The following is a 16,191-nucleotide window of genomic DNA, read 5'->3' on the forward strand; positions in this document are numbered from 1 at the left end:
ATTCCGGCCGCCTTGCCCGGCTCGGGTGGATGCGGGCGGAACCGTGGCCGCCGTTCGCGGCGTCCTGGGCTGTGTGCAGCATGGCCCCGGCGTTTTCGCCACCTTCCGTATGCGCGCCACCGGACGGTTCCTCCTCGTGGTGCATCTGCTGGTCGTCGGCCGTCTGACGCTGTGGCCCCGGAAGGTGCCCTGGGTCCCGGAGGCCAATCTGGAACCGCTGGCGACGATCGGCGCCGCGCTGGCCCGCGGCCCGTGGGCGGCGCTGTGCGGCATCGGCGTCCCGCTGCTGATGCTGGCGCCGCTGGGGGTGCTGCTGCCGCTCGCCGGGGGCCGCCTGAACGTTTCCCCGGTGGTGTCCCTGCTGCGGACGGTGGGGGTGGGCGGGCTGCTGGCGCTGATCCTTCAGGGGTTGCAGGGGTCGGTGCCGGGCCGGGTGGCGGACATCGACACGCTGCTGCTGAACGTCCTGGGGCTGGCGCTGGCGCATCTCGCCGTCGTCCCCCGGGCCCGGGCGCGGCTCCGCCGCCGGGCGGAGGATCTCAGGGGTCCGACCCCGAAAATCACCAGGGTCGGCCCCCTTCCGAAGGCTGATGCCCTCTCCGTGTCGCGTACCTACCTTTGAGGTGTCGGGGCAACCGCTCCGCACCGTCGAGAAGGAGTAGCCCTCATGGCCGCCGCACTGGTCCGCCCTCGCAACAACCGCATGATCGCCGGAGTCTGCGCGGGCCTGGCCCGTCGCTTCGGTACGACACCGACGACGATGCGCGTGATCTTCGTCCTCTCCTGTCTGCTCCCCGGCCCCCAGTTCCTCATCTACCTGGCGCTGTGGCTGCTGCTGCCGTCCGAGTCGGAGAGCGCCGCCTCGGCCTGGTGAGCTGCGCCGCCCGGCCCCTGACACGGCGGTGCCCCGGTCCGTACGGGGTGTCGGACCGGGGCACGGGCGGCTGGGCCGGGATCAGCCGCCGAGGGGGAGCACCTTGCCGAGGGCGGCGGTGGGCAGGCCGCCCAGGAGGTGGTTGCCCTTGGTGTTGGGGGCGGTCCGGATGTCGCCGGTGGCCGAGTGGGCGCTCTTGGAGACGCCGGAGACGGTGTCGGCCGTCTGCTTCACGGGCAGCTTGTGGAGCGCGCCGCCGAGCTGACCGACATCGATCGCGGACGCGGAGCCCGCGGCGGTGGCGGCGAAGGCCACGCCGAGGAGGGCGGTGCCGAGCGTCTTGAGGGGTGCCTGCTTCATCGCAATGACGTCCTTGTGAAGGGGAGGGATCGACCGGCAACGCAACGTAGTGAGCCACCCGGGGTGCCGCAATCATCCCCGGGCAGGGGAAAACGGCCGGTGCACACCGCCCCGGCCGTCCCGTGCGCTCCCCCGCAGACGCCTCACACCACCTCAGAAACCCTCTCTCAGACGGAAGTTGGCGCCTTCTTCGGGAAGAGCCATTCCGCGCGCAGCTCCGCGTAGCCCGGCTTGATGACGTCGTTGATCATGGCAAGACGTTCATCGAAAGGAATGAATGCTGATTTCATCGCATTGACCGTGAACCACTGCAGGTCGTCGAGGGTGTAGCGGAACGTCCGCACCAGGTGCTCGAACTCCCGGGACATGGTCGTGCCGCTCATCAGCCGGTTGTCGGTGTTGACGGTGAGCCGGAACTGCAGCCGCCGCAGCAGCCCGATCGGGTGCTCCGCGTACGAAGGGGCGGCGCCGGTCTGGAGGTTGGAGCTGGGGCACATCTCCAGCGGGATGCGCTTGTCCCGGACGTACGAGGCGAGCCGGCCGAGGGTGATGGTGCCGTCGTCGCCGACCTGGATGTCGTCGATGATCCGCACGCCGTGGCCGAGCCGGTCGGCGCCGCACCACTGGAGCGCCTGCCAGATCGACGGCAGCCCGAACGCCTCGCCCGCGTGGATGGTGAAGTGGTTGTTCTCGCGCTTGAGGTACTCGAAGGCGTCGAGGTGGCGGGTGGGCGGGTAGCCCGCCTCGGCGCCCGCGATGTCGAAGCCGACGACGCCGAGGTCGCGGTAGCGGTTGGCGAGTTCGGCGATCTCCAGGGCGCGGGCGGCGTGCCGCATCGCGGTGAGCAGCGCGCCGACGCGGATACGGTGACCGGCCGCGCGGGCCCGCCGCTCGCCCTCGCGGAAGCCCTCGTTGACCGCCTCGACGACCTCTTCGAGGGTGAGCCCGCCCTCCAGGTGCTGCTCGGGGGCGTAGCGGATCTCGGCGTAGACGACGCCGTCGGCGGCCAGGTCCTCGGCGCATTCGGCGGCGACGCGGGTCAGCGCCTCGCGGGTCTGCATGACGGCGCAGGTGTGCGCGAAGGTCTCCAGATAACGCTCCAGGGAACCGGAGTCGGCCGCCTCGCGGAACCAGACGCCGAGCTTCTCCGGGTCGGTCTCGGGCAGTGCGGCGTAGCCGCACGCGCGGGCGAGGTCGACGATGGTGGCGGGGCGCAGTCCGCCGTCGAGGTGATCGTGGAGCAGCACCTTCGGTGCGCGCCGGATCTGGTCACTGGTCGGGAGGGTGCTGGTCTCGCTCGTCATTGCGGCACTGTAGCGCCTACGCGCGTAGAACTCACCGAACGATACGTAACGGTGACCGGTATGCGGGGTGGCCCCCTCGCCGCCATCTGCCATCGTTTCCGTCATGGCTCAGCAAGCACTGCCGGCGCGCGACGCCCGGCTGGGAAGACCGCTGGGAGCGTCCGGTGACGAGGGGGCCCGCGCCACGCTGCGAAGCGGCGCGGGCCACTCCGGGCGTTCGGTGAGCGGGGTGGCGCTGTTACTGCCGGACGGCGCCCCGGACGGCACGGGGCGCCCGTCGCCGCTGTCGGCGCTCGCGGTCCGGCCGCTCGCCGGACGGCTGGCCCGCGCGGGGCGCGCCGAGGGGCTCACCGCCCATGTGGTGCGCTACCGCCACCGCGGTTGGAACGGCGGCGCGGCGGATCCGGCGCGGGACGCCGCCTGGGCGGTGGCGGAGGTCGTCCGCCGCTACGGCGATGTGCCCGTCTGCCTGGTCGGCGCGGGCATGGGGGCGCGGGCGGCGCTGCACGCGGCGGGCCATCCGGCCGTCGGCGCGGTGCTGGGGCTGGCGCCGTGGTTCCCGGAACCGGACGCGGACGGCGGTCCCCCGGAGGCGGCGGACGAGACCGGTCCGGAGGGCGCGGAGACGTCCGGTCCGGAGCCGTCCGGCGACGGTCCGGCCCGCCGGGCGGCCGATCCCGTCAAGCAACTCGTCGGCCGTCATGTCCTGCTGGTCCACGGGACGAACGACCGCCGCACCGACCCCGAGCTGTCGTACCGCTACGCCGAACGCGCCAAGAAGATCAACCGGGACACCTGCCGGTTCGAGGTGCACTCCGACGGCCATGCGCTGCTCCAGCACCGTTCCGAGGTCCATGCGCTCGCCGTCGACTTCCTGCTCGGCGCCCTCTTCGCGCAGGACTTCGCCCGTCCGGTGCAGGACGCGATGGCCGCGCCGCCGCCGCTGGGCCTGCGGATGCCGCTGGCCGCCGGGTTCGGGGCATCGCTGCGGCGGTAGCGTCCGGACAATCCGACTCCCCCAGCCCGGCGGAGAGTTGGCGGGTCAGCGCAGCAGCAGCCCGCGGCGGCTCAGCAGGAACTTCTTGAAGGCGGCGACCGGCGGGGTGTCCGGGTGGCCGTCGAGCCAGGCGACGCCGATCTCGCGGACCGCCCGGGGCGCGGTGACGGTCAGTTCGGCGACGCCGGGCCGGGGCACCGCGGGCGGCGGCAGCAGCGCCACGCCGAGCCCGGCGGCGACCAGTCCGCGCAGCGTCTCCGCCTCCTCACCCTCGAACGCGATCCGCGGCGCGAACCCCGCCTCGGCGCAGAGCGCGTCGGTGATCCGGCGCAGCCCGTAGCCCGGCTCCAGGGTGACGAAGAGTTCGTTCGCCGCCTCGGCCAGCCGGATGCGTTTGCGGGCGGCGAGCGGGTGGTCGTCGGGGACGACGAGCCGCAGCTTCTGCTCGTCGAGGCGGCGGGCGACGAGGTCCGGGTAGTCGGGCACCGGCGAGGTCAGGCAGAGGTCGAGGTCGCCCACGCGCAGCCGCTCGATCATCGCCTCGCCGTGGTTCTGGACGAGCTGGAAGCGGACCCGGGGATGGTCGGCGCGGAAGGTGCGCAGCAGTCCGGGGACGGTCTCGGAGCCGAGGGTGTGGAGGAAGCCGAAGGCGACCTTGCCGGCGGCGGGGTCAGCGTCGGCGCGGACGCCCTCGGTGGCGCGGTCCAGGTCCGCGAGGGCCTTCTCCGCCTGGAGGCGGAAGGCGCGGCCAGCCGGGGTGAGCGAGAGGGTGCGGCCGTGCCGGGCGAAGAGCGCGACGCCCAACTCGTCCTCCAGCCGCACCAGCGCCCGGCTCAGCGTCGGCTGCGGCATACCGAGTTCCTGCGCGGCGCGGGTGACGTGCTCGTACCGGGCGACCGCGGTGAACTGCGCGAGCCGCGGCGCGAGGGCGAGCGCCCACGAGCCGTCGCCGATGTCGACGCCGTCGGGCACTTCGGCGGGGACGCGGGAGGCGCCGGGCGCACCGGCGACCGGGGGCGCGGCGGCCCGGGATCCGCCGCCGGACGGCCGGCCCGGGGCCCGCCGCCCGGTGGCCGGATGCGCCGCACCGGACGTCCGGCCCGCCCCTGCTCCCACTCCCCCGGTCCGCCCCCGTGCCCGCTCCTTCGCCATCGCCCCACGCCTCTCTTCAGCCTGCCCCGCATGTCTTTTCTGTTGCGAAGCGGTGACACAGCCCTCGCTGAGCTGCTGTCATACGTCATCACATCGATTATGGCGTTTCCATGCATTGGACGCATAAAACGCGGACGGCCTACGTTCACCCCATGCCTCCCGCTGATACCGGGGCGACCGCCACCACCCGTGCGGTCGCCTCTCCCCTGCCGTCCCCCGACTCCTCCTCCGCGGCCGCCGCCGTCGACCCCGACGCGGCCAAGCTGCACCCGGGCGGCCCCGGCTACCGCCGGATGAGCTTCGCCCTCTTCGCCGCGGGGCTCGCGACCTTCGCCCTGCTGTACTCCACGCAGGCGCTGCTCCCCGCGATCTCCGCGTCCCTGCACGTCTCGCCGGACCAGGCGAGCTGGACGGTCTCCGGCGCCACCTTCGGGCTGGCCCTCGCGGTGATCCCGCTCAGCGCGGTCTCCGAACGCTTCGGCCGCCGCACGATGATGACCGCCTCGCTGACCGTCGCCGCGCTGCTCGCCCTGCTCGTGCCGTTCGCACCGTCGCTGGGCTGGCTGATCGCGCTCCGCGTCGCGCAGGGCGTGGCGCTGGCGGGGCTGCCCGCGTCGGCGATGGCGTTCCTCGCGGAGGAGGTCCGCCCGCGGGCACTGGTCGGCGCGATCGGCCTGTTCGTGGCGGGCAACAGCATCGGCGGGATGTCCGGCCGGATCGTCACCGGCTGGGTCGCCCAGGCGTGGGGCTGGCGGGCGGCGCTCGCCGCGGTCGGCCTGATGGCCGTGGTGTGCGCGGTGGTCTTCCGGGTGCTGGTGCCCCGCGCCCGGCACTTCGCGCCCCGCGCGGTCGGCCCGCGCGCCCTCACCCGTACCCTCGGCGGCCACCTCGCCGACCCGCTGCTGCGGCGGCTGTACGGCATCGGCGCGCTGTTCATGACGGTCTTCGGCGCGGTCTACACGGTGATCGGCTACCGCCTCGTCTCCGAACCCTTCAACCTGCCGCAGGGCATCGTCGGTTCGATCTTCCTGGTCTACCTGGTCGGCACCGTCTCGTCCGCGGCGGCGGGCAAGCTGGTCGGCCGGATGGGCCGCCGCGGTGCGCTCTACCTGGCGGTCGGTACGACGGCGACCGGGCTGCTGCTGACCCTCTCCGACGCGGTCGCCGGGGTGCTGGCCGGGCTGATCCTGATCACCGCCGGCTTCTTCGCCGGGCACGCGGTCGCCTCGTCCTCGGTCAGCCGTGCCGCCAAGACGGCCCGCGCCCAGGCATCGGCGCTGTACCAGTGCGCGTACTACGCGGGCAGCAGCGTCGGCGGCGCGCTCGGCGCGGTCGCCTTCCACGCGGCGGGCTGGGACGGCACCGTCGTCCTCGGCCTGCTGGCGATGGTCGCCGCCGCATCGATCACCCTCTACGCCACCCGCAAGGCACTCGCCGAACAGCGGCTGCTGCGGCTCCAGAAGGCCGCGTAGCCGCCCCCGAACCCGGAGGGCCCGCCCCGTCACCTGTCCTGGTGGGGCGGGCCCTTCGTCCTTCGCCGTCAGGCGCCGAAGGGGAACACGCTGGTGTCGAGGGTGAGGCCGAAGGGCTCGGGGATATGGATCTCGTCCCCGAACTTCACCTTCTGGAGTTCTCGGTAGACATCGGCTTGGGGCTCGCCGTAGAGCGTGACGGCGGGCCCGCCGGAGGCCCACCGGTCGACGAGGAGGTAGAGCGGAACACCGGCGCGGGCGTATCCGGCAGCCTTCGCGATCCGGTCGTGGCGCGCGTCCGATTCCGAGGTGACCTCGACCATCAGCTCCGCGGCGCCAGCCGGGATGAAGCAGCCCGACTCACCCTCGAGAGCTGCGCACGGAATCACCGCCAGATCCGGGACGTAGAGCCCCTTGCAGGACGCAACCTCTGCTCCGAGAGTCTGATAGATCCCCCAGTCCTCGGGGAGCACGGTGTAAAGACGGCGCTGAATCTTGTCCACGCTGACGCAGTGGGCGGTGTCCGGCGGCCGTGACACGGTGACGATCCCCTCGATGATCTCCACCTTGCAGCCGTCCGGCGCGCTCGTCCGCTCCCAGATGCGGACGAGGCCGGCCCACTCGCGGTCCTGGTCCGGAGCGGCGTCGGCGGTAAGTGCGCTCATGGCGGTCCCCTCTGTCGGCACGTCATCCATCCCAGCACGCCCGGCGGGCGGGCACCCCGTCCACGAAGCACCGTCACCCGCACGAGAAACCCCAGCTCAGCCGATCCGCTCCAGCACCACCGGCGTGGCCGCGAACGTCGTGTCGGCCGGGCCGACGACGACCTGGTCGTCGAGGGCTTCGAGGGCGTAGGGCAGCTTCTCGGGGGTGTCGGTGTGGAGGGTCAGCAGCGGCTGTCCGACGGCGACGAAGTCGCCCGGCTTGGCGTGGATTTCGACGCCGGCGCCGGCCTGCACCGGGTCCTCCTTGCGGGCCCGGCCCGCGCCCAGCCGCCAGGCGGCGAGCCCGACCGCGTAGGCGTCCAGCTCGGTGAGGATGCCGGTGGAGGTGGCGGTGACGGTGTGCTGCTCACGGGCGACGGGCAGCGGTGCGTCCGGGTCGCCGCCCTGGGCGATGATCATGCGGCGCCAGTGGTCCATGGCGGAGCCGTCGGCGAGCGCCTTGGCCGGGTCGGCGTCGGGCAGGCCGGCCGCGTCCAGCATCTCGCGGGCGAGCGCGAGGGTGAGGTCGACGACGTCGCGGGGGCCGCCGCCGGCCAGCACCTCGACGGATTCGCGGACCTCCAGGGCGTTGCCCGCGGTGAGGCCGAGCGGGGTGGCCATGTCGGTGAGCAGCGCGGTGGTGCGCACGCCGTGGTCGGTGCCCAGCTCGACCATGGTCGAGGCGAGTTCGCGGGCGTCGTCGAGGTTCTTCATGAACGCGCCGGAGCCGACCTTGACGTCCAGGACGAGGGAGCCGGTGCCCTCGGCGATCTTCTTGGACATGATCGAGGAGGCGATGAGCGGGATCGCCTCGACGGTGCCGGTGACATCGCGCAGCGCGTAGAGCTTCTTGTCGGCGGGGGCGAGCCCGTCGCCGGCGGCGCAGATGACGGAGCCGACGTCGCGCAGCACGTCCAGCATCTCGGGGTTGCTGAGCTGGGCGCGCCAGCCGGGGATGGCCTCCAGCTTGTCGAGGGTGCCGCCGGTGTGGCCCAGACCGCGCCCGGAGAGCTGCGGGACGGCGGCGCCGCAGGCGGCGACCAGCGGGGCGAGCGGCAGGGTGATCTTGTCGCCGACGCCGCCGGTGGAGTGCTTGTCGGCGGTGGGGCGGGTCAGCGAGGAGAAGTCCATCCGCTCACCGGAGTTGATCATCGCGGCGGTCCAGCGGGCGATCTCCGTGCGGTTCATGCCGTTGAGGAAGATCGCCATGGCCAGGGCCGACATCTGCTCGTGGGCGACCTCGCCGCGGGTGTAGGCGCCGATGACCCAGTCGATCTGATCGGCGGTCAGCTCACCGCGGTCCCGCTTGGTGCGGATGACGGAGATGACGTCCATGGAGACTTCCTTTCGAACGGTTATCCCTTGTTCTACACGCATAGAAAGGGAGGGGCGAGGGCGGATGGCGCGGAACGCCACCCCGGGCGGCGTGCGCCGGTACGGCGGACGGGCCCGGCCCCGCGGGAGCGGCCCGGGCGCACCCGGCGCGCACCGGCCCGGGCGCCGCCGGACCCACGGGCGAAGGCGCCCCGCGCGCACGCTCCGGGGCGCCCCCGACCCGCCCCGGAGAAAACCCGGAGAAAGCCCGGAGCCGCCCCGGGCACGTGTCCCCGAGGCGGCTCGGCGCCTCAACCGTCCTCAGCCGGCCAGATGTTGCGGTCCGAACGGATCCGGCAGCAGTTCGGCGAGCGGACGGATGCCGGACGCGGTGTCGACCAGCAGCTCGGGGCCACCGTGCTCGTGCAGCAGCTGACGGCAGCGCCCGCACGGCACCAGCAGGTCGCCCGCCGCATCGACGCAGGTGAACGCCGTGAGACGGCCGCCGCCCGTGGCGAACAGCGCGGAGACCAGGCCGCATTCGGCGCACAGCCCCAGGCCGTACGAGGCGTTCTCGACGTTGCAGCCGGTGACCGTCCGCCCGTCGTCGACGAGCGCCGCGGCCCCTACGGGATACCCGGAGTACGGGGCGTAGGCGCGGGACATCGCGTCCCGGGCCCGCGCGCGCAGAGCGGACCAGTCGACCGGCTCCTGTGAGGTCATGCGCCCTGTCCTCGACGGTAGGGCCGGCCCCCCGCCTTCGGCGGCCGCAGCCGCTGTGAGAAGAGCGCGAGCACCAGCAGGGTGGCGATGTACGGGCTGGCCTCGACCAGCTCCAGCGGCACCGTATCGGCGACGGCGTACCAGACCACCAGCGCCACGGCGACGACGGCGGCCACCGCCGCCTGGACCCGCTTGGCGGCGCGCAGCCGCAGCAGGGCGAGGACGGCGAGCAGCGCGGCGAGACCGAGCAGCAGGGCGTGGACGGTGGGGCCGCCGCTGCGCAGCTGCATCGCGTCCATGAAGCCGAAGAGTCCGGCGCCCATCGCGACGCCGCCCGGCCGCCAGTTGCCGAAGATCATGGTGGCGAGGCCGATGTAGCCGCGGCCGCCGGTCTGGCCGTCCTGGTAGAAGTGCACGCCGATGGAGAGGAACGCCCCGCCGAGCCCGGCGAGCGCGCCGGAGACCAGCACCGCCGCGTACTTGTACGCGTAGACGTTGACGCCCAGCGACTCCGCCGACAGCGGCGCCTCACCGCAGGAGCGCAGCCGCAGGCCGAACGACGAGCGCCACAGCAGGTAGAAGGTGGCGACGAAGAGGCCGAGGGTGCCGAGGGTGAGCCAGGAGACGTTGGTGACGGCCGCGCCGAGGATGCCGGCGAGGTCGGAGACGAAGAACCAGTGGTGCGCCTCGATGGAGTTGAGCCAGTCGGACAGGCCCGGGACGGTGAACGTCGGCATGTCCGGCATCGGCGGCGACTGCTTGTCGTTGCCGCCCGCCGCCTGCGCCGCGCTGCCCTCCTGGCCGAACCAGAGGGTGGCGAGGTACTGGGTGGCGCCCAGCGCGAGGATGTTGATGGCGACACCGGAGACGATGTGGTCGACACCGAAGGTGACGGTCGCGACCGCGTGGACCAGACCGCCGAGCGCGCCGCCGATAATGCCCGCGGCGGCCGCCGCCCACGGCCCGTGCTGCCAGCCGATCCAGCCGGCGGCGAACGAGCCGAGCATCATCATGCCTTCGAGGCCGATGTTGACCACCCCGGCCCGCTCCGACCAGAGGCCGCCCAGACCGGCGAGGCCGATCGGTACGGCGGCGGAGAGCGCGGCGCCGAACTGGCCGGTGGAGGTGAGGTCCGCGGTGCCGGTCAGGGCCCGCAGACCGGAGACGGCGAGCAGGGCGACCGCGAGGATCAGCAGGATCCAGGGGTAGGTCAGCTTGCGCCGCCCGCCCTTCGCGGCGGCCGCGGCGGGCTGCGCCGCGGGCTTGAGGTCCGCGCTCACGCCGACACCTCCGACTTGTCGTTGTTGCCGGTCGCGTCACCCGTCGTACGGGCCGCCGCGGCCAGTTCCTCGCCGACCTTGCGCTGCTGGAGCCGCAGGCCGTAGCGGCGCACCAGCTCGTACGCGATGACGACGCAGAGCACGATGACGCCCTGGATGACGCCGACGATCTCCTGGGCGTAGCCCTCGAACTCCAGGCGGGAGCCGGTGCGGTCGAGGAAGGCCCACAGGAGCGCGCCGAAGGCCATGCCGACCGGGTGGTTGCGGCCGAGCAGGGCGATGGCGATGCCGGTGAAGCCGATGCCCGCCGGGAAGTCGGTGCCGTACTGGAAGGACTCGCCGAGCAGGGTGGGCATGCCGACCAGACCGGCGGCGGCGCCGGAGAGCAGCATCGAGATGACGACCATCCGCTTGACGCTGACGCCGCTGGCCTCCGCGGCCGGTTCGGAGGCGCCGACGGCCCGCAGGTCGAAGCCGAAGCGGGTGCGGGAGAGCAGGAACCAGTACAGGGCTCCGGCGATCACCGCGATCACCACGAAGCCGTAGACCGGCTTGGGGTGGGTCGGGAAGGAGAAGAAGTGGCTGGATTCCGGCAGGAACTTGGTGTGCAGGAGGTTGCCGTCCTTGATCGCGAGACGGCCGTCCTGGAGGAAGTAGCCGATGACCGACGCCGCGATGGAGTTCAGCATGATCGTGGTGATCACCTCGCTGACCCCGCGGGTGGTCTTCAGCAGTCCGGCGATCCCGGACCAGACGGCGCCGACCAGCATCGCGATCAGGATGAGCAGCACGATCTGGAGTGCGCCGGGCAGCACCAGCGAACCGCCGACCGCCGCGGCGGCGAACGCCGCGAGGCGGTACTGGCCGTCGACGCCGATGTTGAAGAGGTTCATCCGGAAGCCGATGGCGACCGCGAGCGCCGACAGGTAGTACGGGACCGCCTTGTTGACGATCCAGACCTGGCTGTCGCTGTAGTGACCGTAATCGGCCATGATCCCGTACGCGCGGAACGGGTTCTCGCCGGACGCCAGGAAGACCAGCGAGCTGATGACCATCGCGGCGACGACGGCGAGCAGCGGGGCGGCGAGGGCGAGGACCACCTTGTCGCGGGTGGCGCTGCGGGCGCCGCCCTGTGCGGGCAGCTTGGCGGCGGTCATGCCTGGTCACCGCCGTTCGGCTCGGTCTCGTCGGACGCCGGACGGCCGGCGCCTGCGTCCCCGTCCGCGGTGAGGTGGCCGCTGGCGGCACCGGTCATGGCGGAGCCCAACTCCTCCGGGGTGATCACGGCGGGATCCGCGTCCGCGACCAGCCGGCCCCGGTACATCACCCGCAGGGTGTCGGACAGGCCGATCAGCTCGTCCAGATCGGCGGAGATCAGCAGCACGGCCAGGCCCTCACGGCGGGCCTGGCGGATCTGCTCCCAGATCTGCGCCTGCGCGCCGACGTCGACCCCTCGGGTGGGGTGCGCGGCGATCAGGAGCTTGGGGTGGTGGCTCATCTCGCGGCCGACGATCAGCTTCTGCTGGTTGCCGCCGGAGAGCGAGGCGGCGGTGACCTCGATGCCGGGGGTGCGCACGTCGTACTCCTCGACGATCCGCGCGGTGTCCCTGCGGGCACCGGCCGGGTCGAGGAGCTTGCCCTTGCTGTTGGGGCGTTCGGTGACGTGGCCGAGGATACGGTTCTCCCACAGCGGCGCTTCGAGCAGCAGGCCGTGGCGGTGGCGGTCCTCGGGGACGTAGCCGATACCGCCCTCGCGGCGGCGGCGGGTGGAGGTGCCCGACAGGTCCGCGCCGTCGAGGGTGACGGTGCCGCGGTCCGGGGTGCGGGTCCCCATGATCGCCTCGACCAGTTCGGCCTGGCCGTTGCCCTCCACCCCGGCGACGCCGAGGACTTCGCCCTTGTGGATGGTGAAGCCGATGCCGTCGAGGACGGTACGGACCACGCCGTCGGAGTCGGTGGCCGACAGGTGCAACCCGTCGACGTGGAGCATCGGTTCGTCGGTGACGGTCGACTCGCGGGTCTCGGGCGAGGGCAGTTCGCTGCCGACCATCAGCTCGGCGAGCTGCTTGGGCGTGGTGTCGCCCGGTGCGACGGAGGCGACGGTGGTGCCGCGGCGGATGACGGTGATGTCGTCGGCGACCGACAGCACCTCGCCCAGCTTGTGCGAGATGAAGATGACGGTCAGGCCCTCGGACTTCAGCTCCCGCAGGTTGGCGAAGAGCGCGTCGACCTCCTGCGGGACGAGGACCGCGGTCGGCTCGTCGAGGATGAGGGTGCGGGCGCCGCGGTAGAGGACCTTGAGGATCTCCACGCGCTGCCGGTCGGCGACGCCGAGGTCCTCGACGAGCACGTCGGGCCGGATGGCGAGGCCGTACGCGTCGGAGATCTCCATGATCTTCGTGCGGGCGCGCCCGCCGATACCGTGCAGCTTCTCGGCGCCCAGGACGGTGTTCTCCAGGACGGTGAGGTTGTCGGCGAGCATGAAGTGCTGGTGGACCATGCCGATGCCGTGGGCGATGGCGTCGCCCGGGGTGTTCAGCGCGGTCTCGGTGCCGTCCAGCGCGATGGTGCCCTCGTCCGGTTTCTGCATGCCGTAGAGGATCTTCATCAGGGTGGACTTTCCGGCGCCGTTCTCGCCGCAGAGGGCGTGGACGGTGCCGCGGCGGACGGTGAGGTGGATGTCGTGGTTGGCGACGACGCCCGGGAACCGTTTGGTGATTCCGCGGAGTTCTACGGCAGGGGCGTCCGGCCGGGCCGGGGCGCTGCTCGTGGGTGCTGCGTTGATGGCGCACTCCCCTCGGGGATGAAGGAGCGGAAGGGGCGGGTGTGACGCGCGAGGGTCACGAAGGGGCACGGCGGAGCCCCCGGGGCCCTGGCCGGGCCGCCGGGACGGTGCCGTCCCGGGCTACGGCGTCTCCTTGACCTTCACCTTGCCCTCGACGATCTGCTTCCGGGCCGCGTCGATCTGCGGCTGGATGTCCTTGATGAAGCCGCCGGACGTGGCGAGCTTGACGCCGTTCTTCTTGAGGTCGTAGGCGTGGATGCCGGTCAGCGGCTCACCGCCCTCGACGCTCTTGATCAGGTCGTACACGGCCACGTCGACGTTCTTCACGACGGACGTGAGGATGCAGTCGCGGTACTTCGCCAGGCCCGCCTGCTGGTACTGGTCGGAGTCGACACCGATCGCCCAGGCGCCCTTGCGCTTGCTGATCGCCTCGATGGACCCGGCGCCGGACTGACCGGCCGCGGAGTAGATCACATCGATCCCGCTGTCGAGCATCCCGGACGCCTTGGCCTTCGCCGCCGCCGGGTCGTTGAAGCCCTTGTCGTTGTTCGGGTAGAGGTACTGCGAGACGACCTTGGCCTTCGGGTCGGTGGCGCGCACCCCCTGCTCGAACCCGGCCTGGAACTTCTGGATCAGCGCGTTGTTGACGCCGCCGATGAAGCCGACCTTGTGGCTCTTGCTCTTCAACGCCGCGGCGACGCCCGCCAGATACGAGCCCTCGTGCTCGGCGAAGACCATCGCATCGACGTTCTTGCCCGTCGGCACCGCGTCGACCACGCCGAACGTCGTCTCCGGGAAGTCCTCCGCGACGTTCTGCACCGACTGGCTGTACGCGAAGCCGACGCCGATGACGGGGTTGTACCCGGCCTCCGCGAACGACGACAGCCGCTGCTCGCGGTCGGCCTCGGTCTCGCCGTTCTTCGCGGTCAGCATCTTGACGTTGACGCCGAGATCCTTCCGGGCGTTCTCCGTACCCCGCGCGGCCGCCTCGTTGAACGAGTGGTCGTCCCGGCCACCGATGTCGAAGGCGAGCCCGACACCCGCGTGCTTGGCGCGATTCGCCTCGGCGAAGCTCTGCCCGCACGCGGTGGCGGTGAGCGCGAGAACCACGGTGGCGCTGGCCGCGGCGGCAATCCTGGTGACCCGACGCACGGGGCCTTCCCTTCGCTCCCGGAGCCCCCTGTGGCTCCGGCTTAGCGGGAGATTAACGCGCGTAGACATGGCGCAAAACCCTCTACGGCGGTGCCGTTATCGATTCGTCGTGAAGGGGGCGGCGCCCCGGGGCGCGGGCGGGTGCGGTGGCGCGAGCCGCCTCCGGGCGACGGGCCCGGAGGCGGAGCGAGGCTCCCCTCTTGCCGCGCGGCCCTGGACACCCCCGGGCAGGAGGTCACCCGCCTCCTGGCCCTCGGCGCCACGCTCCAGGGGGACCGCCGCCGCCCGGACGGCTCGGGCTGGGTGACACTGCTCGCCCCGGAGGGGAACGAGTTCTGTGTGGAGCGGAGCGCGGGGGAACGGGCGGGCCACACCGCCACGCGCCCGGAAGCCGCCGGGAGTTGATCCGGGCCGGTCGCCCCGGACGACGCGCCCGCCGCCCCGCGAACGCTCCGTGCAGAAGGTCAGCCGACGGTCCGGCCGAGGTAGGCGGCGAGGTGGTCGAGGGCGGTGGCGCCTTGGGGCGCGGGTCGGTGGGGGGCGAAGGAGCCGCCGGGGGTCCGCGGCAGGCTGCCGTAGATCTCCCGTGCCACCGGGAGGGCCGCCTCGGCGAGGTCCGGAACGAGGTCACGCGGGTGCCCGAGGGCCGTGGCCAGGTCCCAGCCGTGCACCAGCATCTCCAGGACCACCTGCTCCACCAGCCGTCGGCCCGGAGCGGGCCCGTAGCGCTGATCGAGCATGCCGGGGCGGCGGAAGGCGGCCAGTGACCCCCGGGCGGCGGCACGGAACGCCGCCCTGTGGTCCTCGCCGAGGTGGTCGGCGGCGGCATCGGAGCGCGGGGCGCCGTCGGCCAGGCCGGTCCACAGCAGGTTCTCCCAGACCAGGTGGTCGATCAGGGTGCGCACATCCCACTGCGCGCAGGGCGTCGGCAGGCCGAACTGGTCCGGGCCGACCGTGCGGACGAGACCTTCCACGGCGGCCAGCACCCTGGCGCAGGCGTCGAGCACTCCTGCGGGCTGCCAGGCGTCGGCCCCCGCGTCGTACACGGTGCCCAGCTCCGCGGCCCGGGCTCCGGGCGCCGGATTGGTGCGCAGCGCGGTCTTCAGCCAGTCCCCGGCCACCGCCATGCCAGGCCGTACGGGCATGCCGTTGATCAGGCACATCAGTTGCCAGTACCGCTCGACCGCGGCCTCGGAGGCGACCTCCAGCTGCTCCAGCAGCACGCGGCGGGCCGCTGCCCCGTCGGTGTGTACGGCGTTGCGGGTGTGCGTCTGGGTGGGGAGCCAGGCGGTCACGACGGCGGCGACGACTTGCTCGGCCGCGGGTGAGTCCGCGGCGATCCCGTCCCGGATCACGGTGTTCACCTGCTGCGTCCAGTCGTCGGTGAGCTGCCGGATGTCCCGCAGCGTGCTGTCGTCGTGGTCGCCGGGGGCGTGCTCGGCGGCGTACCGGGCCATGCGCCGCATTCCGGTGCGCAGGTCCGGGTCCGCCACCAGTTCGCTCAGTTCGAGCCAGGCGTCGACCTGCTCGTCGGTGGGGTCGTCGGGCAGGTCCGGGGTGGCGGCCAGCAGTCCGCGGCGGTAGGCGGGCACATCCAGGTCCGCGAGGGTTTCGGTCACGAACTCATGGATGAGAGACCGGCGTTCGGCGGCGGACATACGAGAGGTGCGGGTCATGAGGGCGAGTCCTTCGGGAGTGGCGGAGCGGCGGCTGACGGAGCGCAGCACCGCCTGCTGCGTGCGCAGCGCGCGGATCTGCACCTCCAGCGCGTCGGCGTGGGCCGCGGCCACCTCCGTGAGCGTGTGCTCGCGGTCGAGGACGGCACGGATCTGTGCCAGTCCCAGGCCCAGATCACGCAGGGTCCTTGCCAGTTCCAGCCGGGCCAGGGACACGGAGTCGTAGCGGCGGTACCCGGCGGCGGTCCGCCCGGCCGGCGGCACCACCCCGACGTCGGACCAGTGCCGGACGAGCTTCACCGACAACCCGGTCTTCCGCGCGATCTCCCCGATGCCCCACGGCCCCGCGTCACCGACGTGCATGCACCCCACCCTCAACTCTCCCGCGGTGGGAGAGT

The 16,191-nt window shown here is 72.6% G+C and carries 15 protein-coding genes and 1 pseudogene; 5 read left to right on the forward strand and 11 right to left on the reverse strand.

Features of this window, described 5'->3' with window-relative positions:
• Positions 1-109: 109 nt before the first annotated feature.
• Complete coding sequence (locus ACZ4U4_RS22355; protein ID WP_467877482.1) at positions 110-622, forward strand: VanZ family protein; 513 nt, start codon at positions 110-112, stop codon at positions 620-622.
• A gap of 45 nt (positions 623-667) precedes the next feature.
• Positions 668-874 carry a PspC domain-containing protein gene (locus tag ACZ4U4_RS22360; protein ID WP_467877060.1) on the forward strand — a complete coding sequence of 69 codons (207 nt, stop codon included), beginning with the start codon at positions 668-670 and terminating at the stop codon, positions 872-874.
• Positions 875-955: 81 nt separating this feature from the next.
• Here the strand turns inward: ACZ4U4_RS22360 and ACZ4U4_RS22365 are convergent, their stop codons facing one another.
• Together ACZ4U4_RS22365 and ACZ4U4_RS22370 are read right to left on the reverse strand one after the other, a co-directional pair.
• Positions 956-1,234 carry a hypothetical protein gene (locus ACZ4U4_RS22365; RefSeq protein ID WP_467877063.1) on the reverse strand — a complete coding sequence of 93 codons (279 nt, stop codon included), beginning with the start codon at positions 1,232-1,234 and terminating at the stop codon, positions 956-958.
• 167 nt (positions 1,235-1,401) lie between these two features.
• Entirely contained in the window at positions 1,402-2,538 is a 1,137-nt protein-coding gene (locus ACZ4U4_RS22370) for an adenosine deaminase (RefSeq protein ID WP_467877066.1), read from the reverse strand.
• 103 nt (positions 2,539-2,641) lie between these two features.
• On the opposite strand from ACZ4U4_RS22370, the gene ACZ4U4_RS22375 reads away from it, so the two are divergent.
• The gene (locus ACZ4U4_RS22375) at positions 2,642-3,535 is read left to right on the forward strand and encodes an alpha/beta hydrolase family protein (RefSeq protein WP_467877069.1); all 894 of its coding nucleotides are present in this window, start codon (positions 2,642-2,644) and stop codon (positions 3,533-3,535) included.
• Positions 3,536-3,580: 45 nt separating this feature from the next.
• Here ACZ4U4_RS22375 and ACZ4U4_RS22380 read toward each other — a convergent pair whose 3' ends face one another.
• Entirely contained in the window at positions 3,581-4,687 is a 1,107-nt protein-coding gene (locus tag ACZ4U4_RS22380; RefSeq protein ID WP_467877072.1) for a LysR family transcriptional regulator, read from the reverse strand.
• A gap of 152 nt (positions 4,688-4,839) precedes the next feature.
• Between ACZ4U4_RS22380 and ACZ4U4_RS22385 the strand changes: the two genes are divergently transcribed.
• Positions 4,840-6,159 carry an MFS transporter gene (locus tag ACZ4U4_RS22385; protein WP_467877074.1) on the forward strand — a complete coding sequence of 440 codons (1,320 nt, stop codon included), beginning with the start codon at positions 4,840-4,842 and terminating at the stop codon, positions 6,157-6,159.
• A 68-nt stretch (positions 6,160-6,227) separates the two neighbouring features.
• Here the strand turns inward: ACZ4U4_RS22385 and ACZ4U4_RS22390 are convergent, their stop codons facing one another.
• From ACZ4U4_RS22390 to ACZ4U4_RS22420, 7 genes are all read right to left on the reverse strand, one after another.
• Positions 6,228-6,824 carry a Uma2 family endonuclease gene (locus tag ACZ4U4_RS22390; protein WP_467877077.1) on the reverse strand — a complete coding sequence of 199 codons (597 nt, stop codon included), beginning with the start codon at positions 6,822-6,824 and terminating at the stop codon, positions 6,228-6,230.
• A gap of 96 nt (positions 6,825-6,920) precedes the next feature.
• Positions 6,921-8,198: a thymidine phosphorylase gene (locus tag ACZ4U4_RS22395; protein WP_467877079.1), complete on the reverse strand. Its 1,278-nt coding sequence runs from the start codon at positions 8,196-8,198 to the stop codon at positions 6,921-6,923.
• Between the two features lie 300 nt (positions 8,199-8,498).
• Positions 8,499-8,900, reverse strand: coding sequence for a cytidine deaminase (locus ACZ4U4_RS22400; RefSeq protein WP_467877082.1), 402 nt, complete (start codon positions 8,898-8,900; stop codon positions 8,499-8,501).
• A complete protein-coding gene (locus ACZ4U4_RS22405) occupies positions 8,897-10,180 on the reverse strand; it encodes an ABC transporter permease (protein ID WP_467877085.1) in 1,284 nt (427 codons plus the stop codon). The genes ACZ4U4_RS22400 and ACZ4U4_RS22405 overlap by 4 nt, the downstream gene beginning before the upstream one ends.
• A complete protein-coding gene (locus tag ACZ4U4_RS22410) occupies positions 10,177-11,337 on the reverse strand; it encodes an ABC transporter permease (RefSeq protein ID WP_467877088.1) in 1,161 nt (386 codons plus the stop codon). The genes ACZ4U4_RS22405 and ACZ4U4_RS22410 overlap by 4 nt, the downstream gene beginning before the upstream one ends.
• Positions 11,334-12,965 (reverse strand): ABC transporter ATP-binding protein, encoded by a 1,632-nt coding sequence (locus ACZ4U4_RS22415; RefSeq protein ID WP_467877484.1) that lies wholly within the window; start codon positions 12,963-12,965, stop codon positions 11,334-11,336. The genes ACZ4U4_RS22410 and ACZ4U4_RS22415 overlap by 4 nt, the downstream gene beginning before the upstream one ends.
• Before the next feature lie 120 nt (positions 12,966-13,085).
• On the reverse strand, positions 13,086-14,117 hold the full coding sequence (locus ACZ4U4_RS22420; protein WP_467877090.1) for a BMP family lipoprotein: 1,032 nt from the start codon (positions 14,115-14,117) through the stop codon (positions 13,086-13,088).
• A 219-nt stretch (positions 14,118-14,336) separates the two neighbouring features.
• Here ACZ4U4_RS22420 and ACZ4U4_RS22425 point away from each other — a divergent pair.
• Positions 14,337-14,522: pseudogene (locus tag ACZ4U4_RS22425) on the forward strand (VOC family protein); the annotation flags it as partial.
• Between the two features lie 59 nt (positions 14,523-14,581).
• Here the strand turns inward: ACZ4U4_RS22425 and ACZ4U4_RS22430 are convergent.
• Positions 14,582-16,156 (reverse strand): TIGR03086 family metal-binding protein, encoded by a 1,575-nt coding sequence (locus ACZ4U4_RS22430; protein ID WP_467877093.1) that lies wholly within the window; start codon positions 16,154-16,156, stop codon positions 14,582-14,584.
• Positions 16,157-16,191 lie beyond the last annotated feature (35 nt).

This window comes from Streptomyces sp. NPDC029159 (assembly GCF_055564055.1).

Bases quoted from the DNA above. Each gene is read 5' to 3' on its own strand.
- ACZ4U4_RS22355 (WP_467877482.1), top strand. From the start codon at position 110: ATGCGCGCCACCGGACGGTTCCTCCTCGTGGTGCATCTGCTGGTCGTC.
- ACZ4U4_RS22360 (WP_467877060.1), top strand. From the start codon at position 668: ATGGCCGCCGCACTGGTCCGCCCTCGCAACAACCGCATGATCGCCGGA.
- ACZ4U4_RS22365 (WP_467877063.1), bottom strand. From the start codon at position 1,234: ATGAAGCAGGCACCCCTCAAGACGCTCGGCACCGCCCTCCTCGGCGTG.
- ACZ4U4_RS22370 (WP_467877066.1), bottom strand. From the start codon at position 2,538: ATGACGAGCGAGACCAGCACCCTCCCGACCAGTGACCAGATCCGGCGC.
- ACZ4U4_RS22375 (WP_467877069.1), top strand. From the start codon at position 2,642: ATGGCTCAGCAAGCACTGCCGGCGCGCGACGCCCGGCTGGGAAGACCG.
- ACZ4U4_RS22380 (WP_467877072.1), bottom strand. From the start codon at position 4,687: ATGGCGAAGGAGCGGGCACGGGGGCGGACCGGGGGAGTGGGAGCAGGG.
- ACZ4U4_RS22385 (WP_467877074.1), top strand. From the start codon at position 4,840: ATGCCTCCCGCTGATACCGGGGCGACCGCCACCACCCGTGCGGTCGCC.
- ACZ4U4_RS22390 (WP_467877077.1), bottom strand. From the start codon at position 6,824: ATGAGCGCACTTACCGCCGACGCCGCTCCGGACCAGGACCGCGAGTGG.
- ACZ4U4_RS22395 (WP_467877079.1), bottom strand. From the start codon at position 8,198: ATGGACGTCATCTCCGTCATCCGCACCAAGCGGGACCGCGGTGAGCTG.
- ACZ4U4_RS22400 (WP_467877082.1), bottom strand. From the start codon at position 8,900: ATGACCTCACAGGAGCCGGTCGACTGGTCCGCTCTGCGCGCGCGGGCC.
- ACZ4U4_RS22410 (WP_467877088.1), bottom strand. From the start codon at position 11,337: ATGACCGCCGCCAAGCTGCCCGCACAGGGCGGCGCCCGCAGCGCCACC.
- ACZ4U4_RS22430 (WP_467877093.1), bottom strand. From the start codon at position 16,156: ATGCACGTCGGTGACGCGGGGCCGTGGGGCATCGGGGAGATCGCGCGG.